Here is a 21,003-nt window from a genome sequence, read left to right on the forward strand (position 1 = left end):
AACACTCGCTCAGTCATCGGTGTCTTCTGTCTCTTCGTCTTCGGACCGCGGGATGCGCTGCACGAACACCGTGCTGATGCGTACCCGGCCTCGGCCCGTGTTGGTTCCCTCACCGCGCAGGATCAAACCGTCGTATTCCACCTCGGAACCAGGAAGCGGAACTCGGCCGAGTACGTATCCGATCAGCCCGCCGACGGTCTCCACCTCGTCGAGTTCGAGTTCGAGATCGAACAATTCGCCGAGGTCTTCGATGGGAAGCCTCGCGGAGACGCGGAACATTCCGTCGCCGAGATCCTCGATGGGCGGCGTCTCGTCCTCGTCGTACTCGTCGGCGATCTCACCGACGATCTCTTCGATGACGTCCTCGATCGTGACCAGCCCGGCGATTCCGCCGTACTCGTCGACGAGGATCGCCATGTGATTGCGGTCGCGCTGCATCTCGGCCAGCAAGCTGTCGAGTGGCTTCGAATCGGGAACGAAGACCGCCGGCCGCATGACGTCGCAGACGTTGACGTTCCGGCCGCCGTCGGGCAGGTGGTAGGTCTGCTTGACCAGATCCTTGAGGTAGACGACACCGAGCACGTCGTCGACGTTCTCCCCGATGACCGGCAAGCGCGAGTGACCACTGCGCACGGCCAACGACGTCGCCTGTCCGGCATTCTTGTCATTTTCGATCCACACCATGTCGGTGCGAGGCACCATCACCTCGCGTGCCGACGTGTCTCCGAGTTCGAAGACGGACTGGATCATTCGGCGTTCTTCGTCGGCGACGACACCGCGTTCCTGCGCCATGTCCACGAGTTCACGCAACTCGATTTCCGAAGCGAACGGACCGTTGCGGAAGCCCTTACCCGGGGTCAAGGCGTTACCCACGAGGATCAGGACGCGACTGATCGGCCCGAGCAGAACACCGATCCACAGCAGTGGCAACGACGCGGCCATCGCGATGGAGTACGCATGTTGGCGCCCAAGCGTTCTCGGTCCGACACCGATGACCACGTACGAGACGAGAACCATGATCACCGCGGTGACGGTCAGCGCCCAGCCCAACGAGAGGATGTCGATCAGACCGCCAACTAGTACGACGGTGGCCGTGATCTCGCACAAAATGCGAAGCAGGACCATCAGATTCACGTATCGCGGACGATCGGTCAGAATGCGCTGCACGCGCGCGGCGCCGGCTCGCTCTTCCTTTGCCATCTCGTCGATGCGCGCCGACGAAATGGTGTTGAGCGCCGAGTCGACGGCCGCGAAGACACCACCGACCGGGACAAGAGCAATCGCCAGAACAAAGAGCGCTATGGCGCTACTCACTACAGAACCCCCGGATGCCTGTTATCGGTCCACTCCGTCGACGAAACCTGTCTTGCCGAGCAGCTTCTGATCGCGTTCGGCCAGTGCTGCTTCGCGGTCGATACGGCGAAGGTCTTCGTACCACTCTTCGAGGAGGCTGTTCTGCAAGCCGAACATCTCCTTCTCCTCTTCCGGCTCCGCATGGTCGTAGCCGAGGAGGTGCAACACACCGTGGACGGTCAGGAGGGCAAGTTCGTGAGCCAGTGAATGCCCGGCCTTGTCAGCCTGATCCGCGGCAAAAGACGGACACAACACGATGTCACCGAGCATCGACGGCCCCGGCTCCGGGGAATCAGGACGGCCACCCGGCTCGAGTTCGTCCATCGGGAACGACATGACGTCGGTCGGGCCCGGCAGGTCCATCCAGCGAACGTGCAGATCCGCCATCGTCGCGGAGTCGACGAGAACCATCGACAGCTCGGCCGCCGGATGGACATCCATCCGAGCGATCACGAAACGGGCAACGCTGATCAACTCCGGTTCGGAGATGTCCATGCCCGATTCGTTCGAGACCTCGATGCTCATGTGCGACGCTCTTTCCTGGGAAAAGTAGGGGTTGATGCGTCGATCAGCCTACCGTCGCGGTGAATGAGCATGTGCAGCGCGGCGCTGCGCCCGGTTTCCGACCGCTAACTCGCCGGACCGATCCGATTCGTGACGCTCGTAAGCGTCGACGATGTGGGAGACCAGCCGATGACGTACGACGTCACTGCTGTCGAGGGTGGCGAAATGAATATCGTCGATCCCGGTGAGGATTTCGGATGCCGCACGCAGACCCGAACGGGCCCCACCAGGTAGATCGACCTGGGTCACGTCTCCGGTGACCACGATCTTGGAACCGAACCCGAGACGGGTCAGGAACATCTTCATCTGCTCGGCCGTGGTGTTCTGCGCTTCGTCCAAGATGATGAAGGCATCGTTGAGCGTCCGGCCGCGCATGTAAGCGAGCGGAGCGACCTCGATGACTCCGGCCTGCATCAACTTCGGAATCGCCTCGGGATCCATCATGTCGTGCAATGCGTCGTGCAGCGGGCGCAGATACGGATCGATCTTCTCGTGCAGCGTGCCGGGCAGAAAGCCCAGTCGCTCGCCTGCCTCGACTGCCGGCCTGGTCAAGATGATCCGAGAGACCTGCTTGGCCTGCAACGCCTGAACGGCCTTGGCCATGGCGAGGTAGGTCTTGCCGGTACCGGCCGGGCCGACCCCGAACACGATGGTGTTCTCGTCGATGGCGTCGACGTAGCGTTTCTGGTTGAGGGTCTTGGGCCGAATCGTCTTGCCCCGACGCGAAAGAATGTCAAGGGAGAGCACCTCGGCCGGAGACTCGCCGACCTCGTTGGTGAGCATGCCGATGGTTCGTCGAACAGCATCCGGTGCGATGGGTTGCCCCCGACCGGCCAGCGACGCCAATTCACTGAACACACGTTCTGCCAGCGCAACGTCTGCAGCTGTCCCCGACAATGAGACAGTTCCGCCACGTACGTGAATGTCGGCACGAAGCTCACGTTCGATCGCGGTGAGATTCTCGTCCGTCGCCCCCAGGATTTGGCGCACGGTCTCCGGCGCCAGATCCATACTCGAACGGACGGTGCGCTCTGCGGGCAGAGCGCGATCGGTGATGGTGGTTACACGGTTCCCGTCGAGTTCACTGTGTTCACTCACGTGGTGAATATGGCCTGCTTTCTGGTCCGATCAGCCCACTCGACTCGTGAGCCTCGATACTTCGAAGTCTAGCGCCAGAGTCGGACACGGCCCACTTGTTAATCGTCCCGGCCTAATCCTCGCGGCGACCGGACGGCAGCGATTCTCGGATCCATTCCGACGCTTCGGCGACGATCTCGGCGCTTCTGTCCGGACTGATACCCGCGATGACCAGGCATACGGCGGCAAAGGATTCGCCAGAGTCGGTGATGAGCCCACTGTTGGCCTGATCGAACAAAGTGATCGTGATCGCCTCGGTCATCGCTACCAGAGTCTCGGCCGGCAGGTATGTCGAGAAGGTGCCGTCACGCTGACCTCGCTCGACGACGCTGATACTCACGGCGCGCGCGGGCTCCATCAAATCGAGAATCCGCTGCTCCCCCAACTCTTTGCGAGCAAAACTGAGCAGCATCCGGAATCGATCACCGACCGGCCATGACAGCAATGCCAGTACGGCAGTCGCCAGATCGGGGCGCTCGGGCGGCTCACCGGCTTGGCTCAGCGCAGCAACGAGATCGGTCGACGCCTCGTCCACGATGCCGTTGATCAGCGCCTCACGGCTGTCGAAATGCGCGTACACGGTTCGTCTGACCACACCGGCAGCCTTTGCGACGTCATCCATGCTCGCATCCGGATCAGCAGCGAACGCCGTGATCGCCGCCTCGATGATGCGATTGCGATTCGCCGCGGCCTGACTACGACGCTGCCTTCCGCCCGATTCGGCAGTTCCCGAAACGACTGTGCCCGAATGCGTCAACGTGCGTTCCACCTCTTTCGACTGCCCAACTGTGATCTAGGTCAATCATAGTTGCACATCGGTGTGCAAGTTATTAACTTACACATCAGTGTGCAAATAGATCGAGGAGTCTCTTCGATCATCAGGAACGGAGTCGCGTCATGACGACACTCATGAGCAAACCTGTCTCGGAGATGGACCAGCCGTACTCACGGCGGTGGGCCGCGCTCGGGGTGTTGTGCCTGAGTCTGCTGATCGTCGTGATGGCGAATACCGCGCTGATCGTCGCGGCGCCGGACATGACCAGAGACCTCGGGCTCACCAGCACGCAACTGCAATGGGTCATCGACGGCTACACAGTCCCCTACGCCGCGCTGATGTTGCTGTTCGGCGTGATCGGTGACAAGTACAGTCGCCGCGGAGCGCTTCTGACCGGACTCGCCGTGTTCGCCGGCGGCTCCGTCTTCGGCAGTATCGCGGACACCACCAACGCCGTCATCGCGGCACGAATGATCATGGGCGTCGGCGCCGCGATCATCATGCCCGCGACGCTTTCGCTTCTGGTCGCGACCTTTCCCAAGGCGGAGCGATCACGCGCCATCGCGGCGTGGGCGGCGACGTCGGGTCTGGCGATTGCCCTCGGTCCGCTACTGGCCGGCTGGATTCTCGACAGTCATTCCTGGAGCATCACTTTCCTGATCAACGTCCCGATCGCCGCCGTCGCTGCCGTCGCCGCCTTAATCCTGGTGCCGCCGAGCAAGGCCGAGCACCTGGGCCGGATCGACTGGATCGGCGGCGCACTCTCGGTGGTCACCATCGGCTCGCTCGTGTACTCGATCATCAACGGATTCCACTTCGGGTGGACCGGCGGACCCATCGGCACCGCCGTGCTCGCTGCGATCGGTCTCGTCTCGTTCGTCGTCTGGGAACTGCGTCACCCGCAGCCACTGCTCGACGTCCGCAAACTCGGCCAGCGCATGGTCGGCGGCGCGACACTCGCCGTACTTCTGCTCTTCCTGGCCGCCTTCGGTGCCATCTACTTCATCTCACAGCAGTTCCAGTTCATCCTCGGCTACGGCGCACTCGAAACCGGTGTTCGTCTGCTGCCCTTGGCAATTGCCGTTTCGATCGGCGCCGTGGTCAGTGGCCGGATCACTCCGCTGATCGGCGTCCGGGCATCCATCGTCGGCGGCATGGTCGTCGCCGCGGTCGGTGTTCTGATTCTCACGCAGGTAGACGGCGATTCGGGCTACTGGATGTTCGCTGTCCCACTGATCCTGCTCGGCCTGGGCATCGGCTTGAGTGAACCGCCGGCCACCGACGCCATCATGGACAACTTCTCCGAGGACGATCTCGGCGCTGCTGGTGGCCTCAACGACACCGCCATCGAACTCGGCGGCTCTCTGGGAATCGCGATCCTGGGCTCGATCCTCGCTGCGAGCTACAAGGATTCGATCGCAGGATTCATCAGCGGTATGCAGGTTCCACAGTTGACGGGTGAGCTGGCGCAACAGGCCGCGTACGCGATGGAGGTGTCGGGAGAATCCGTCGGCGGCGCTTCGTTGGTCGCCGAAGAGATGGCAGGCAACCCCTTGGCTGCAGCTCAGGCAGCGCCGTTGCTCGACGCCGCCGGCAGTGCCTACGCCGACGCGATTTCGGCGGCCAGCTGGGCGGGCGGCCTTGCACTGTTCGTGGGGGCAGTTGTCGTGGCGTTCATCCTGCCGGGCAAGAAGGCCCCTGTGCAAGAAGGCCCCGTGTCAGTCTGACGTGCTCGGAGCCAGCGGGTCTTCGGCGAGAACCAACTCGCGGGAGACCCGCCAGGACTCGGTCGAGGGTGAGAGAAATGCGTCGTGCCCTTCGCTCTCGATCACATGCAGTGCCACGGGATCACCAGCCGCTTCGGCAGCCTTCGCATACCGGGAGCTCACCTTGGCCGGCACCTGCAGATCCTCCGCACCCGTGACGCACACAACGGGAACGCCGATCGGCAGTCGATGCTGTGGCGACGCATTGCGATACAGATCCGGGTTCGCTTCGAACGGAACGCCGAACAGATCCTCGATGAAACTGATCCGGCGTCCACGCTCGCCTGCCGACGCCAGATCGAGTGCGGCAGCCTGCGCGATGACCCGTTCAGGCCGGGTGAACGTGTCCTTCTCCCCCGCCAGCCACACTGCAAGATGTCCGCCGGCCGAATGCCCGAGCAGGCGAATCTGATTCAGATCCAATTCGGCCGAGGACTTCGCGGCAACCAGTCCGGGGATTTCGTCGTACGCCGTTTTCACGTCGGCGGACATTTCCGGCCAACCACCGCCCGCCCCGAGGCGGCGGTATTCGATGTTCCACACTGCGACGCCGTGCCGCGCGAGTTCGACGGCAAATGCGGTGCCCAGATTCAATCCGTACTGCCCGCTCCAGAAGCCGCCGTGGATCTGCATGACGATCGGGATCGGGCCGTCAACCGCCTCGTCGGGAACGTAGAGATGCCCGAACTGTTGCTCGTGTCGGCCGTACGGAATCTTGAATCGAGGCACCGAGGAAATCTATCTCAGGCGAGGGCGCTGCCTGCGGCCCAGTCTGCCCACGAGAGGGTCCAGTCGCCGTTCTGCCACACCTCCAGCGGAGCCCCGCCGGTGTTCTTGATCTCGACGACATCTCCTGGCTGCGAGAAATCGAAGAACCATTTGGCATTGGCCGCACTGAGATTGAGGCAACCGTGCGAGGTGTCGGTGTTTCCCTGCGCCCAGACGGTGCTCTCCAACTCGTGAAGATAGATACCGTCCGTGCTGATGCGGGTGGCCCAGTTGATGGATTCCTTGTACCCCAGGCGCGAGTTGATCGGGAGACCGTAGGTCGACGAATCCATGATGACGGGATTGGCCTTGTCCATCACGGTGTACGTGCCGGGCTGGGTCCAGAACGAGAGCGTCGTGCCGCCGATCGTTTCGGTGCCGCCCATACCCATCGAGGTCGGCATTTCCTTGATCACCTGACCGTTTTCGTAGACGGTCACCATCTTGGTGTTGTCGTCGGCGACCGAGACGTGGGAGTCGCCGATCTTGAAGGACACGGTGTCGTCCTGTTGGCCGTACAGTCCGTTGCCCAACTGCTTGCCGTAGATGTTCGCGTTCACCGAGACCGTCGTGCCTGGTGCGTAGTAATTCTGCGGACGCCAGTGAACGTTCTGACCGTCGACCCAGTACCACGATCCTTGTACGGGCGGATTGGTGGTGACCACCAGAGACTTCTCGGCCGCGGCTTTGTCACCGATCAACTCGTCGAAATGAACGGCGACGACCGTGCCGACGCCGTACGTGCCACCGTCCGAAATCGAGGCGCCACCGGTGGTGTTGATGTACGCGCGAGTCTGATTACTCGGCGCGACGGTGGTCAGCGTCGTGTTCTTGGTCGTGGCAACACCATTCGCGTCGACGGCATCGACGACAAGCTTGTAGGTCTTGCCGTATCCGAGTGGTTCGCTCGGCTTCCAGGACGTCTTGTCAGGCGTCGTGATACCGGCGACTTCCTTACCTTCGGGATTGGTCAGCGCGACGGTCGTCAGTGTTCCCTTCGCGACCTGGACCTCGATGGGATCGAGGGGGCTCACGGGGGTTCCGCCGTCGGCGGGAGTGACGGTGACGAGCGCCTCGCTGGTCGGTGTGGTGGTGACGGCATTACCGGAAGAGCCAGGATTGTCTCCGGTGGAGACGGTGCACCCCGCAACCAGCATCATCGCCGCCGCGGCACACACCGCTCCGGCAATTCGCATATGCGCACGTGACAACATCTGGCCTCCTGAAATCCCCGAACCAACTCACGCCGAAGGCGACCCCCGACGTCCTTACGATAGTGCGCAAATCTGACACTTCGCTGAGCGCCGGATCCGATTCAGCTCGGGATCACACCAACGTCAGTGCAGTCACAACAAGATCAGTGCAGTCACAACAAGATCAGTGCAGTGGCCGTGGTCCCCAGCGATCGGTCAGCACTCCGATGGCGCCGAGAGCGACGGCTCCGGCAGTCGACGTGCGCAGGACCGTCGGCCCGAGAAGCACCGGAGTGGCCCCGGCCTCCGACAACGCACTGATCTCCGAATCGTCGAGCCCACCTTCGGGACCGACAACGAGAAATACCTCGTCCGCGCTCGCCAACGGCAAGCCGGCCAACGGCGTCGTCGCCGATTCGTGAAGCACCGCAACCACAGCGCCGCGGGCAACGGCGTCGCGAACCAACGCGATCACCGCCGCCGTCTTGTGCAGATCCGAAATCTCCGGGACGAACGCGCGTCTGGACTGCTTCGCCGCAGACACTGCGGCACTTCGCCAGCGTGCGACGCCCTTGGCGAGCTTCGGGCCTTCCCATTTGGCGACACAACGCAGGGACTGCCACGGAATCACGGCGTCGATACCAGCCTCGGTGGCCAGTTCGACGGCCAACTCGGAGCGCTCGGCCTTGGGCAGTGCCTGAATCAGGGTCACCAACGGCTTGGGCTGCTCGAGAACCTGAACGTCGCTGACCAACAGTTCGAGGCGATCCTTGCCGACGCTCGTCACCTCGGCGTCGGCTACCCGGCCACGGCCGTCGGCCAACACCAAACGCTCGCCGACACCGATCCGGCGGACAGTGGCCGCGTGGCGACCCTCCTGCCCGTCCAGAACTGCGATTTCACCGACGCCGGGAACCGGGTCGAGAAAGAAGACCGTTGCGGCCACCGTCAGCGGCCGCTGAATGCTTCGCGAAGACGCGAGAACAGACCACCGCTGTTCTGCGACGTCGTCGAAACGACCTCGGCCTCGTCACGATCGCGGAGCAGCTTGAATTCCTTGAGCAGCTTGGACTGCTTGTGATCGAGGCGGCTCGGGATGACCACCTCGAGGTGAGCGTGGACGTCGCCGCGCACTCCCGACCGCAGTTTCGGCATACCGTGACCGCGAAGAACAGCAACGTGCCCGGGCTGGGTGCCTGGCTCGATGGTGATTTCCTTGGGGCCGTCGATGATGGTGTCGACGGTGACGCTGGTACCCAGTGCTGCGTCGACCATGGGAACACGGATGGTGCAGTGCAGGTCTTCACCGTCCCGAACGAAGACGTCGTGCTGCTGCTCGACGATCTCGACGTAGAGGTCGCCGGGGTGTCCGCCGCCTGGGCCGACTTCACCCTGCGCAGTCAAACGGATGCGCATGCCACCGGCAACGCCCGCCGGAACCTTCACCGTGATGTCGCGCTTGGCCCGAACTCGGCCGTCGCCGCCACACTTGTGGCAGGGATCCGGGATGGTCTCACCGGCACCGCGGCACGTCGGGCAGGGACGCGAGGTCATGACCTGACCGAGGAACGAGCGCTGGATGGACTGAACTTCGCCGGCACCGTTGCAGGTCTCACAGCGGACAGGCTTGGAGTCGCCGTTGGTTCCGGCTCCGGTGCAGCTGTCGCACAGAATGGCCGTCTCGACGGTCACGTGCTTGCTGACGCCCGTCGCACATTCTGCGAGGGTCAGCTTGGTGCGAAGCAACGAGTCGGCGCCGGGCTGAACGCGACCGCGCGGCCCACGACCTGCGCCGCCACCGCCGCCGAAGAAGGCTTCGAAGACGTCGCCGAGGCCACCGCCACCGAATCCGCCGCCGAAGCCACCACCTCCGCCGCCACCGGACTCGAGCGGGTCTCCGCCGAGATCGACGATGCGACGCTTCTCCGGGTCGGTCAGGACCTCGTAGGCCGTCGAGATCTCCTTGAACTTGGCCTGCGCCGCCTCGTCAGGGTTGACGTCCGGGTGCAGTTCGCGTGCCAGCTTGCGGTAAGCGCGCTTGAGCTCCTGGTCTGTCGCGTTCTTGCCGACGCCGAGCAATCCGTAGTAATCCCGTGCCACGTTGAGTCTCTCGTCCTTCTCTTACTTCTAGGTTTTCCTCAGTCCTCGCGAGGAGGTGTGCCGACCAAATGTCGACGTCCGTCATCGCTCGGAGAGAACTTCGCCGATGTATCTGGCAACGGCGGCAACCGATGCAATTGTTCCCGGATAGTCCATCCGAGTGGGTCCGAGCACACCGACACCACCGAAAACGGTACCGGCCGCGCCGTAGCCAGTCGAAATCACGGAGGTTCCGCGCATCTGTTCGACCTGCGTCTCTTCACCGATCTGAACGGTGACCGTGCCGGAATTCTGCGTCGCAGCGAGCAGTTTGAGGACCACTACCTGCTCTTCCAGTGCTTCGAGCACTGCGCGCAGCGAACCGGGGAAGCCGGCCAGACCGGAGAAATCGGCGGCGTTGCGCGTGAGGTTGGAGGTTCCGCCCAGAACGAGGCGATCTTCCGGATGTTCAACCAGGGTCTCGACCAGAACCGTTGCCGACCGGATCACGGCGTCGCGCAGGTCGGCCGGAGACTCGTCGGCCAGTTCCGCCACGGCAATCGACGCGGCGGCCAGGCGCTTACCTTCCAGGGCCCCGCCGAGAAGCGCGCGCAACCGGGAAAGGTCTTCGTCTTCGAGGACGTCCCCGAGCTCGACGATTCGCTGATCGACTCGCCCGGAATCGGTGATGAGAACGAGAAGCAGGCGCGCCGGCGTCAATGCGACCACCTCGAGGTGGCGAACCGACGACGCGGACAGCGACGGATATTGGACAACCGCGACCTGACGGGTCAGTTGCGCGAGCAGTCGCACACCGCGGCGCAGAACGTCGTCGAGGTCGACACCCGACTCCAAGAACTCCAGGATCGCTCGGCGCTCGGGTCCGGACATGGGCTTGACGTCGGCGATGCGATCGACGAATTCGCGGTATCCCTTGTCGGTGGGGACGCGGCCGGAACTGGTGTGCGGTTGGGCGATGTAGCCCTCGGCCTCGAGGAATGCCATGTCGTTGCGCACAGTGGCGCTCGACACTCCGAGGTTGTGACGCTCGACCAGGGCCTTGGATCCCACCGGGTCCTGGGTGGAGACGTAATCGGCCACGATTGCACGTAAGACCTCGAAACGCCTGTCGTCGGTACTCGACATCGTTGCCACCTCCGTTTCCTGAACAGAACGAACACCGACATTTACACATCGGTTCCCACTGGCAGTCTAATCGCCCGAGCGCCAGAGACGGCTGTTGCCCTTACTGTGGAGTGAGATCGGCGAAGGGTCGATCGCACAACCATGGACAAGGCGGCACATGATCTTCAAAGGCGTGATGGACGGCAAACCGTATCCCGATCACGGACTGTCTCTACGCGACTGGTCGAAGTTCCCTCCACGTCAGGTTCGACTCGACGAGATCGTGACCACCACGAAGGTCCTCGAACTCGATCGCTTGCTGTCGGAGGACTCGACCTTCTACGGCGATCTGTTCCCTCACGCAGTGCAGTGGCGCGGCACTCTTTACCTCGAGGACGGCCTGCACCGAGCGGTTCGTTCGGCCCTGCGAAACCGCGTCGTGCTGCACGCGCGTGTCTTCGACTTCGACGCGATGCCCGGCGTCATCGAGGGCGTCCGCTGACGCTCACGCGACTCAGGCGCCGAGACTCAACCGACGAACGCGAGCAGTGCGGGATTCGGCTGCCCCGGCCAGGTTCCGGTGAGCGTCGCCGAGCCTGACACTCGATCTGCGTCGATCACTCTCACCACGGTCAATTCCAGTTCTCCCGCGCTGATGATCGTGTCGGTGCCGACTGTCGAGCAGGTCACCGATTCGACTTCCGGTACGGAAGCGCCGGCCGTACCGCTGCCTACTACGTGAGCCGTCACCGGGATGCAATCGGCGGAGTCCGCGAAAACCAGATCGACTCCGGCCCCACCGGTCAGAATCGCAGTCGCCACCGCGCTCACGTAGACCGGATCGCAGCAAGCGTCGTACACCCACCGCTCGCCCAGTACCGAATGATCCATGGTTGCGATCAGCGCAGTCTCCGCCCCGTCCAGCGGAGCACCACGATAAGTGAGCGGGACCTGAAGAATTCGACCGTCGGCAGAGCGGAGCAGATGCGTCTCGACTCCGACCTCACCGTCCGGGTCGTCGAAACGATAGGCGTCGACGCGTTCGAGCGTCGAACAGTCGACCGACCCGATCCATGGCTGCTTGGGCACCCACGCTCGGAGCAGGTCGTTCTTGGACGGATTCAGCTGCGCACGATGAATGATGGCCACCACGGCCACATTACGCGGCAAAGGATGGTGCCGCGTCAGGTCAGGATCGTGCGAATCACCGCATCAGCGAGCAGGCGACCACGGTCGGTGAGAACCACGTGATCGTTCTCGATCACGGCCAACCCGTCGACTACCACCTGTTCGGCTGAAAGGCGTTCGGATGCAGACAGTTCCGACAGCGGAAGTCCCGTACGCAACCGCGCAGTCAACATGACGCGCTCCATGTGTTCGTCGTCGGCGGTCAGTTCTTCGCTGCCGCCGACGGGAAGTTCACCGAGGGCCAACTGTTCCGCGTACCGCGCTGGGTGCTTGACGTTCCACCACCGCACTCCGCCCACGTGACTGTGCGCGCCCGGTCCGGCGCCCCACCAGTCACCGCCGTCCCAGTAGCCGAGGTTGTGACGGCAGCGGGTGTCACCGGAGTCCTCGGTTTCCGCCTTTGCCCAATTGGAGACCTCGTACCAGTGCAAGCCGGCTTCGGACAGGCGTGAATCGATTCGTTCGTATCGTGAGGCCAGCACGTCGTCGTCCGGCGCGGGCAGCTCGCCGCGCCTGACCTTGCGAGCCATGGCGGTACCGTCCTCGACGATCAACGCGTAGGCCGAGACGTGGTCGACATCGGCGGAGAGAACCGCATCGAGTGAGGCGTCCAGATCTTGGTCTCGCTCCCCTGGCGTTCCATAGATCAAATCCAAGTTCACGTGCGAAAAACCAGCTGCGCGAGCCTCTTTCGCGGCAGCGACGGCGCGGCCGGGAGTGTGGGTGCGGTCGAGGATCTTCAGGACGTGCTGAGCCGCGGACTGCATGCCGAGGGAAATGCGGGTGAATCCCGCACTGCGGAGAGCGTCGAAGAATTCCGGCGACGTCGATTCGGGGTTCGATTCCGTGGTCACTTCGGCGCCGGACGCCAAGCCGAAGCTGCTGCGAACCGCCGACAGCACGTCGGACAGCCCGTCGCCACCGAGCAGCGACGGCGTTCCACCGCCCACGAACACCGTCTCTGCCGCCGGGGCGCCCGTCATCTCGGCCGCGAGATCGAGTTCGCGTCGCAAACCCTCCAGCCACGACTGCGGCGACGCCGAGGTTCCGAGCTCACCGGCCGTGTAGGTGTTGAAATCGCAGTACCCACACCTGGTGGCACAGAACGGGACGTGGATGTAGATCCCGAACGGCCGTTTCCCGACACCCTCGAGCGATCGCGCGGGCAAGGCGAAGGGCGTCGCCTCGCTCTGTCGAGTGGGAGTCGTGCTGGTGGCATTCACGCCTCCAGTGTCCCAGCATCCGGAACGCACACCTATTCAGCCTGCGATGCAGGTCGGCGCGTGGCCTGAACTCGATATTTCCCCCGTTTTTCGTGGAAATATGCGCCCGAGTCGGAATTATCGAGTTGACGTGGCACAATGGTCCGCATGACCGGACTCGGAGTGCGACTTGTGGCGCGTCGCCATGTCGACTTCAAGCGTGTGTGCAGCTCGTCGTGTCTGCACCTGTGTAGCTGTTGATCTTTCACTGATCTTCCAGCCTTTCCCGCTCATCTCCATCTGCTTCACCGAAACAACTCTCTGCAGAGACACGTCGTTTCAGAGATACAGCTTCTCCAGCTGTTCGTTTTCGTGAGCACACCTGCCGGCCGCGAGCTTTCCGAGACCGAGGACAGCCCCCTCGATTTCCGACACGGACCGGTGCGTCCCGATCAGACACCGCCACAGTTCGTCGATAGTGCGTGCCGCGTGCCGATCAACCGCCCAGATCCAGGAGTTCATCGATGACGTCGACCACCGACGCCGCCACACCCGCCGATTCGGCAGCACCTGCCGAAGCCCGGCCCGCACGCGCTGCACGTCCCGCCAAGCGTCGCGCCGAAGGTCAGTGGGCCCTCGGTTACCGCGAGCCGCTCAACGCCAACGAGCAGGCCAAGAAGGACGACAACCCGCTCAACGTTCGGGCCCGCATCGAGAACATCTACTCCAAGCAGGGCTTCGACAGCATCGACAAGGGCGACCTTCGCGGTCGCTTCCGCTGGTGGGGTCTCTACACCCAGCGCGAAGAAGGCTACGACGGCACCTTCACCGGCGACGAGAACATCGACCTGCTCGAGGCCAAATACTTCATGATGCGCGTGCGTTGCGACGCCGGCGCTCTCAACGTCGAGCAGCTGCGCACCATCGCCGGCATCTCGAAGGAATTCGGCCGGAACACCGCCGACCTGTCCGACCGCGAAAACGTCCAGTTCCACTGGATCGAGGTCGAGAACGTTCCGGAGATCTGGAAGCGGCTCGAAGCCGTCGGACTCAAGACCACCGAAGCGTGCGGTGACTGCCCCCGCGTCGTCCTCGGTTCTCCCCTGGCCGGCGAATCGCTCGACGAGGTCCTCGATCCCACCCCGGCGATCGACGAGATCGTGCGCCGCTACATCGGCGACCCCAAGTACTCCAACCTGCCGCGCAAGTTCAAGACCGCCATCTCCGGTCAGCAGGACGTCGTTCACGAGATCAACGACATCGCCTTCATCGGCGTGAACCACCCCGAACACGGCCCGGGCCTCGACCTCTGGGTCGGCGGCGGACTGTCCACCAACCCGATGCTGGCGCAGCGCGTCGGCGCCTGGATTCCGCTCGACGAGGTCCCCGATGTCTGGGAGGGTGTCGTCTCGATCTTCCGTGACTACGGCTACCGCCGTCTGCGCGCGAAGGCAAGGCTCAAGTTCCTCATCAAGGACTGGGGCATCGAAAAATTCCGCGAGGTTCTCGAGACCGAGTACCTCAAGCGCCCGCTCATCGACGGCCCCGCGCCGGAGAAGCCCAAGCGCCCGATCGACCACGTCGGCATCCAGAAGACCCGCAACGGCCACAACGCAGTCGGCTTCGCTCCGATCGCCGGCCGCGTCTCGGGAGACATCCTGGCTCAGGTCGCCGACGCCGCGGAGAAAGCCGGCAGCGACCGGATCCGCTTCACGCCGTACCAGAAGCTGATCATCCTCGACGTCGCCGACGAGACCCTCGAGCCGCTCATCGCCGATCTCGACGCGCTGGGCCTTCCCGCCCGACCGTCGCACTGGCGCAAGAACCTGATGGCCTGCTCCGGCATCGAGTTCTGCAAGCTCTCGTTCGCCGAGACACGCAAGCGTTCGCAGGTGCTCGTGCCCGAACTCGAACAGCGTCTCGCCGACATCAACAGCCAGCTCGACGTGCCGATCACCATCAACATCAACGGTTGCCCCAACTCCTGCGCTCGCTCGCAGATCGCCGACATCGGCTTCAAGGGCCAGCTCGTCGACGACGGTGAGGGGAATCAAGTCGAGGGTTTCCAGGTTCACCTGGGAGGCAGCCTCGGATTCGACAGCGCCTTCGGACGCAAGCTGCGCCAGCACAAGGTCACCAGCGTCGAGATGGGTGACTACATCGACCGCGTCGTACGTCAGTTCGTCAAGAACCGCAACGAAGGTGAACGGTTCGCCGAATGGGCAGTGCGCGCAGACGAAGGAGATTTGCGATGACAGTGGACATTTCGCGAGCAACCGCCGACGAGCTTCGGTCCATCGCCGAGCGCGGTGCCGTAGAACTCGACGGAGCCAGCGCACAGGAACTGTTGCAGTGGACCGAGGACACGTTCGGTGACGGGGCGAGCGCAGCGACGGGGGATCGTAGCGGTTACATTGTTGCGTCGAACATGCAGGATGGAGTGCTGGTTCACCTTGCCGCACAAGTTCATCCGGGCGTCGACGTACTCTTCCTCGACACCGGCTACCACTTCCCCGAGACCATCGGCACACGTGACGCGGTCGAGCAGGTCTACGGCGTCAACGTCATCAATGCACGCGCGCTGGCAAGCGTCGCCGAGCAGGATGTCGCCGAGGGCAAGGATCTGTTCGCCCGTGATCCCAACCGCTGCTGCGCATTGCGCAAGGTCGCACCCCTCAAGCAGACACTGTCCGGCTACAGCGCGTGGGTGACCGGCATCCGCCGCGTCGAAGCGCCCACCCGCGCCAACGCTCCCCTGATCTCCTTCGACGACGCCTTCGGCCTCGTGAAGATCAACCCGATCGCTCCGTGGTCGGACGAGGAGATGCAGAACTACATCGACACCAATTCCATCCTCGTCAATCCTCTTGTCGACGAGGGCTATCCGTCCATCGGCTGCGCACCCTGCACCAGCAAGCCAGCCCCCGGCAGCGATCCGCGTAGCGGTCGTTGGGCCGGTGCCTCCAAGACAGAATGCGGGTTGCACGCATCATGACAGTTGACTTGACACTTTCACGTCCTCAGCTCGACGGCACACAGTTCGATACTCTCGACGCCCTCGAGTCCGAAGCGATCCACATCTTCCGAGAGGTAGCCGGCGAGTTCGAACGCCCGGTCATTCTCTTCTCGGGCGGTAAGGACTCCACCGTGCTGCTGCATCTGGCGATCAAGGCCTTCTGGCCTGCGCCGCTGCCGTTCACCCTGCTGCACGTCGATACCGGCCACAACCTGCAGGAAGTTCTCGACTTCCGCGATCACGTCGTCGCCAAGTACAACCTGCGCCTGCACGTGGCCAGCGTCGAGGAGTACATCGCGGACGGTCGCCTCACCGAGCGTCCCGACGGTATCCGCAACCCGCTGCAGACCGTTCCGTTGCTGGACGCGATCTCCGAGAACCGCTTCGACGCCGTCTTCGGTGGCGCTCGCCGCGACGAGGAGCGCGCCCGCGCCAAGGAGCGGATCTTCTCGCTGCGCAACGCTTTCGGCCAGTGGGATCCCAAGAAGCAGCGCCCGGAACTGTGGAACCTCTACAACGGTCGCCACTCCCCCGGCGAGCAGGTGCGCGTCTTCCCGCTCAGCAACTTCACCGAGCTGGACATCTGGCGTTACATCGCCCGCGACAACGTCGAACTCGCCAGCATCTACTACGCCCACCAGCGTCCGGTGTACCAGCGCGACGGCATGTGGATGACCCCCGGAGTCTGGGGTGGTCCGGCTGACGGCGAAGAGCTGCAGACCCTTTCGGTGCGTTACCGCACCGTCGGCGACGGTTCGACCACCGGTGCTGTTCTCTCCGATGCGGCTGACAACGAAGCGATTCTCGCCGAAGTTGCGGCATCACGTTTGACCGAGCGCGGCGCGACCCGTGGCGACGACCGAGTTTCCGAAGCGGCCATGGAAGACCGCAAGCGAGAGGGCTACTTCTGATGAGCGATCTGCTCAGACTGGCGACTGCCGGCAGCGTCGACGACGGAAAGTCCACACTCGTGGGCCGCCTGTTGTACGACACGAAATCCGTTCTCGCCGACCAGATCGACGCCGTGACCCGTGCGTCGGTGGACCGCGGTCTCGACACCCCTGACCTGTCGCTCCTGGTGGACGGACTGCGCGCCGAGCGTGAGCAGGGCATCACCATCGACGTGGCGTACCGCTACTTCGCGACCCCCAAGCGCACCTTCGTGCTTGCCGATACACCGGGCCACGTGCAGTACACCCGCAACACGGTCTCCGGTGCCTCGACGGCTCAGCTCGTGATCCTGCTGGTCGATGCTCGCAAGGGCGTCATCGCGCAGACTCGTAGGCACGCAGCGGTTCTTGCGTTGCTCGGTGTCCCGAAGCTCGTTCTCGCCGTGAACAAGATCGACCTCGTCGAGAACCCCGAAGAGGTATTCACCTCGATCTCCGCCGAGTTCAACGAACTCACCAGCTCACTGGGCTGGGCAAGCGAAGACGTCGTCGAGATCCCGGTATCGGCACTGCACGGTGACAACGTCGCCATCCGCTCCGACAAGACCCCGTACTACACCGGCCCCACGCTGATCGAGCACCTCGAGTCGATTCCGGTCGACGCCGAGCCGCATCGCGTCGGCCTGCGTTTCCCGGTGCAGTACGTGATCCGTCCGCGTACCGCCGAGTTCCTCGACTACCGCGGATACGCCGGCCAGGTTGCCGCCGGTTCCGTCGTACCCGGCGACGAAGTGGTGATCCTGCCCTCGGGTACGCGCACCACCGTCACTCGTATCGACACGGCCGACGGCGAACTCGACGTCGCCCACGCGGGGCGCAGCGTCACGCTGATCCTGGCCGACGACGTCGACGTCTCTCGCGGCGACACCATCGCCTCGCCGTCTGACGCACCCGAGCCGATCGGCGAATTCGACGCCACAGTCTGCTGGTTGGCCGAGAAGTCGCTGCGCCCCGGCGCACGTCTGCTGCTCAAGCACGGCACGCGCACGACGCAGGCCATCGTCGGCAGCTTGGTGGAGCGCTTCAACGAGCAGGATCTCACCACGGATCAGGGCCCGGATACTCTCGAGCTCAACGAGATCGGCAAGATTTCGATCCGCGTGGCCGAGCCGATCGTGGCCGACGACTACGCAGTGAACCGCCACACCGGCAGCTTCCTGTTGATCGATCCCGCTGGTGGAAACACTCTCGCAGCCGGCTTGGTCGGCGACGTCATTTCCGCTGTCGAATTGGGCGAGCGCGTCTAAGTCGATGGTTCCGCTCATTGCTGTTGCGCACGGCAGCCGTGATCCCCGTTCTGCTCGGGTGATCGCGGCTGCCGTGGCGGCTCTTCGTGAAGCCCGGCCAGACCTCGATGTCCGGCTGGCGTTTCTCGATCTCAATGCACCGTCCATCGATCAGGTCCTGGACGGAGTTGCACACGACGGCCACACTCACGCCGTTGTTGTTCCGATGCTGCTGGGCAACGCCTTCCACGCTCGGGTAGATCTGCCCGGGCTCTTGGCCGCTGCCGCGACACGCCACCCCCAACTGACCGTGTTCCAAGCAGACGTACTAGGTCGCGATGCTCGGCTTATCGAGGCAGTGCGCGAGCGAATCCTCGAAGCGGGCGCCCGGCCGGACGATCCGTCGGTCGGTGTCGCTCTTGCGGCAGTCGGCTCGTCCGACGCGCGTGCCAACGCCGCGACCGCAGAACTGGCGTCCACTCTCCTGAGCGGAACCAACTGGTCGGGCGTTCGAATCTGTTTCGCGACATCCGCGGAACCAACAGTTGCCCAGGCGATCTCCGCTCTCGAGCAGAACGGCGCCGAACGCGTTGTCGTCGCACCCTGGTTCTTGGCTCCCGGCCTACTGACCGACCGACTCAGCGCTGCAGCAGCAACGGTATGTCCGCGCGCGCGTTTCGCCGAAACGATCGGTGGGCACTCTCTACTGATCGAAACGATGATCGACCGTTACCGACAAGTCGCTGATGCACTACCCGACCGTCTGGTCCGCTCCGCCTGATCCGGTTTCACAGGCCGTTATCAGATTGTTACCGTAGTGTTGGATCTGTCCAGCCTGCGAAGGTTCATCCTTCGCCTGCGAAACAGATCTTTGGGTGCAATCCCCTCAGAGCGCCGCGAGAGGGAACACCATCACTCACAATCTTCGCCTCGGCACAGCCGGCACCGCCTGGGTCCTGTCGGTGCTCTACCTGCTTGTCGAGATCTTCACGGCCGGAGCCTGGAAGACGCCGTACAGCTTCGCGCGTGACTCCATCAGTTCGCTGGGCGTGACGACATGCAGCGTGGATTCGTGTTCGCCGATGCACGACGTCATGAACGCGGCCTTCATGATCCTCGGTGCGCTCACCATCCTCGGTGCAGCCTTGCTGCACAAGTACATTCCGGACGGTCGTGCGAAAAAGTGGATTCTCGGCCTTGCCGTCGTCGTTGCACTGAGCACCGCGGCTACCGGCCTCTTCCCGGCCAACGACGGGACCTTCGTTCACTGGACCGCAGTACTTCCCGGCTTCGTCGCCCGTCATGCCGTTCTCGTACTCATGGCAATTCAATTCTGGAAGCACAGCAAATGGATCGCAGTATGGTCGGGACTGTGCGCGGCCACCGGAATCGTAGGCGCCGTACTGCTTCTCGGACGAACACTCACTTTCGGCTTGGGTGAACGCTTGACGTTGTACCCGCTGCCGATGTGGATGGCAGTCACCGGCGTCGCGGCCCTGCTCGCGTTGATGCGCCGAACCGTGTTGAAGAACGTGGAATTGACACTGCCCGGTAACGGATTCATCACCGCTCTGTCGTCGTTGCGCCCGCGTCGAACTCGCGCAGCAGTGCCTACCGACGTTCTCGCACCGCGGGAGCTGACGAGTTTGTAGCGAACCCGGGGTGACCAGGGACACACTGGTAGGGAGGCGACGCGAGGAGACTTCCATGACCAGTGCATCTGTTCGACACGGAATCGTGGCCGGCATCGACGGCTCGGCAAGCGCGGTCAACGCCGCGAGGTGGGCAGCATCGGCTGCAAAGAGATTCGACGAACCATTGCGACTGACCCACGTTCTGCCGGGACAACCCGAGTCAGGTGGCGGTACCAACGTCACCGACGAAGAGATGTTCGACCACCACCTTCGCGTCGAGGGTGCAAAGTTACTCGACGAGGCCGAGGACGCCATTCGCGACGATCACACCGACGTCACCGTCGAACGCGGCCTCGTGACCGGCACTCCCGCAACCACACTCGTCGAACTTTCGAAATCCGCTCGCATCGTTGCACTCGGTCAGGCCGGTACCAGCGAAATGCAATCGGTGTTTCTCGGTTCCGACACCATTCGGGTGGTCAACCGGGCGCACTGTCCCGTGGCGGTGTTCCGCGGTACCGGCGAGCACGCGGTAGCAGACACCAGGCCCATCGTCGTCGGCGTCGACGGAAGCAAGCTCAGCGAACTCGCCGTCGCGCATGCTTTCGAGTTTGCCGCGTTCCTCGGCGCTCCCTTGGTTGCGGTTCACACCTGGAACGAGCACGCCTCGCTCGGCGGGTACTCCGAAGCCAGGCGCTTCGTCGACTGGGGACCGTACGAACAGCATGAGCACGCTCTGCTGTCCGAGTGCCTCGCCGGCTGGACGGAGAAGTACCCCGATGTCGACGTCACCCGGAGTGTCCAGCGCAGCGGACCGATGAAGGCACTGCTCGAGCATTCAGCGGAAGCGCAACTCGTAGTCGTCGGTAGCCACGGCCGCAGCCCGTTCATGGCGTCGATAGTCGGATCGACCAGTCAGAGCCTCATCCACCACGCCCAATGCCCGGTCCTCGTCTGCCGAGAGGGCTGAACTGGTCTCGCTGTTGCCCGGCCCCCACCTCTGAGCGAACGGCACTTTCGGCGCCAT

At 63.5% G+C, this 21,003-nt stretch carries 20 protein-coding genes; 9 read left to right on the forward strand and 11 right to left on the reverse strand.

Annotated features, from left to right (window positions below; genetic code table 11):
• Positions 1-9: 9 nt before the first annotated feature.
• From R4P70_RS10695 to R4P70_RS10710, 4 genes are all read right to left on the reverse strand, one after another.
• Positions 10-1,314, reverse strand: coding sequence for a hemolysin family protein (locus R4P70_RS10695; RefSeq protein WP_019749019.1), 1,305 nt, complete (start codon positions 1,312-1,314; stop codon positions 10-12).
• 21 nt (positions 1,315-1,335) lie between these two features.
• Complete coding sequence (ybeY, locus tag R4P70_RS10700) at positions 1,336-1,878, reverse strand: rRNA maturation RNase YbeY (RefSeq protein WP_003944525.1); 543 nt, start codon at positions 1,876-1,878, stop codon at positions 1,336-1,338.
• A gap of 48 nt (positions 1,879-1,926) precedes the next feature.
• Positions 1,927-3,015, reverse strand: a complete 1,089-nt coding sequence (locus R4P70_RS10705; protein WP_019749020.1) for a PhoH family protein — start codon at positions 3,013-3,015, stop codon at positions 1,927-1,929.
• Positions 3,016-3,127: 112 nt separating this feature from the next.
• A complete protein-coding gene (locus R4P70_RS10710) occupies positions 3,128-3,823 on the reverse strand; it encodes a TetR/AcrR family transcriptional regulator (RefSeq protein WP_084326313.1) in 696 nt (231 codons plus the stop codon).
• A 128-nt stretch (positions 3,824-3,951) separates the two neighbouring features.
• On the opposite strand from R4P70_RS10710, the gene R4P70_RS10715 reads away from it, so the two are divergent.
• Complete coding sequence (locus R4P70_RS10715) at positions 3,952-5,556, forward strand: MFS transporter (protein WP_317830796.1); 1,605 nt, start codon at positions 3,952-3,954, stop codon at positions 5,554-5,556.
• Here R4P70_RS10715 and R4P70_RS10720 read toward each other — a convergent pair.
• From R4P70_RS10720 to hrcA, 5 genes are all read right to left on the reverse strand, one after another.
• On the reverse strand, positions 5,548-6,324 hold the full coding sequence (locus tag R4P70_RS10720) for an alpha/beta hydrolase (protein WP_317830797.1): 777 nt from the start codon (positions 6,322-6,324) through the stop codon (positions 5,548-5,550). The genes R4P70_RS10715 and R4P70_RS10720 overlap by 9 nt on opposite strands.
• Before the next feature lie 14 nt (positions 6,325-6,338).
• On the reverse strand, positions 6,339-7,577 hold the full coding sequence (locus tag R4P70_RS10725) for an Ig-like domain-containing protein (RefSeq protein WP_020908192.1): 1,239 nt from the start codon (positions 7,575-7,577) through the stop codon (positions 6,339-6,341).
• Positions 7,578-7,740: 163 nt separating this feature from the next.
• Positions 7,741-8,502, reverse strand: coding sequence for a 16S rRNA (uracil(1498)-N(3))-methyltransferase (locus R4P70_RS10730; protein WP_021333396.1), 762 nt, complete (start codon positions 8,500-8,502; stop codon positions 7,741-7,743).
• 2 nt (positions 8,503-8,504) lie between these two features.
• Entirely contained in the window at positions 8,505-9,656 is a 1,152-nt protein-coding gene (gene dnaJ, locus R4P70_RS10735) for a molecular chaperone DnaJ (protein ID WP_019749026.1), read from the reverse strand.
• Positions 9,657-9,737: 81 nt separating this feature from the next.
• A complete protein-coding gene (gene hrcA, locus R4P70_RS10740; RefSeq protein ID WP_019749027.1) occupies positions 9,738-10,781 on the reverse strand; it encodes a heat-inducible transcriptional repressor HrcA in 1,044 nt (347 codons plus the stop codon).
• A gap of 157 nt (positions 10,782-10,938) precedes the next feature.
• Between hrcA and R4P70_RS10745 the strand changes: the two genes are divergently transcribed.
• Positions 10,939-11,262, forward strand: coding sequence for a type II toxin-antitoxin system VapB family antitoxin (locus tag R4P70_RS10745; protein ID WP_003944521.1), 324 nt, complete (start codon positions 10,939-10,941; stop codon positions 11,260-11,262).
• A gap of 26 nt (positions 11,263-11,288) precedes the next feature.
• On the opposite strand, the gene R4P70_RS10750 is transcribed toward R4P70_RS10745, so the two are convergent.
• Positions 11,289-11,909, reverse strand: coding sequence for a CG0192-related protein (locus R4P70_RS10750; RefSeq protein WP_070386585.1), 621 nt, complete (start codon positions 11,907-11,909; stop codon positions 11,289-11,291).
• Positions 11,910-11,944: 35 nt separating this feature from the next.
• On the reverse strand, positions 11,945-13,171 hold the full coding sequence (gene hemW, locus R4P70_RS10755) for a radical SAM family heme chaperone HemW (RefSeq protein WP_283309883.1): 1,227 nt from the start codon (positions 13,169-13,171) through the stop codon (positions 11,945-11,947).
• Positions 13,172-13,674: 503 nt separating this feature from the next.
• Here hemW and R4P70_RS10760 point away from each other — a divergent pair.
• From R4P70_RS10760 to R4P70_RS10790, 7 genes are all read left to right on the forward strand, one after another.
• Entirely contained in the window at positions 13,675-15,405 is a 1,731-nt protein-coding gene (locus tag R4P70_RS10760) for a nitrite/sulfite reductase (protein ID WP_019749031.1), read from the forward strand.
• A complete protein-coding gene (locus R4P70_RS10765; protein ID WP_042952234.1) occupies positions 15,402-16,145 on the forward strand; it encodes a phosphoadenylyl-sulfate reductase in 744 nt (247 codons plus the stop codon). Before R4P70_RS10760 ends, R4P70_RS10765 begins: the two co-directional genes overlap by 4 nt.
• On the forward strand, positions 16,142-17,077 hold the full coding sequence (cysD, locus tag R4P70_RS10770) for a sulfate adenylyltransferase subunit CysD (protein WP_020908199.1): 936 nt from the start codon (positions 16,142-16,144) through the stop codon (positions 17,075-17,077). The genes R4P70_RS10765 and cysD overlap by 4 nt, the downstream gene beginning before the upstream one ends.
• Positions 17,077-18,363, forward strand: a complete 1,287-nt coding sequence (locus R4P70_RS10775; protein WP_020969973.1) for a sulfate adenylyltransferase subunit 1 — start codon at positions 17,077-17,079, stop codon at positions 18,361-18,363. The genes cysD and R4P70_RS10775 overlap by 1 nt, the downstream gene beginning before the upstream one ends.
• Before the next feature lie 4 nt (positions 18,364-18,367).
• The gene (locus R4P70_RS10780; RefSeq protein ID WP_020969974.1) at positions 18,368-19,123 is read left to right on the forward strand and encodes a sirohydrochlorin chelatase; all 756 of its coding nucleotides are present in this window, start codon (positions 18,368-18,370) and stop codon (positions 19,121-19,123) included.
• Between the two features lie 94 nt (positions 19,124-19,217).
• Entirely contained in the window at positions 19,218-19,994 is a 777-nt protein-coding gene (locus R4P70_RS10785) for a DUF998 domain-containing protein (RefSeq protein ID WP_256064280.1), read from the forward strand.
• A gap of 55 nt (positions 19,995-20,049) precedes the next feature.
• Positions 20,050-20,946, forward strand: coding sequence for a universal stress protein (locus R4P70_RS10790; RefSeq protein WP_021333400.1), 897 nt, complete (start codon positions 20,050-20,052; stop codon positions 20,944-20,946).
• Positions 20,947-21,003: the final 57 nt, after the last annotated feature.

This window comes from Rhodococcus sp. IEGM 1241 (assembly GCF_033142365.1).
Taxonomy (GTDB): Bacteria; Actinomycetota; Actinomycetes; order Mycobacteriales; family Mycobacteriaceae; genus Rhodococcus_F; species Rhodococcus_F erythropolis.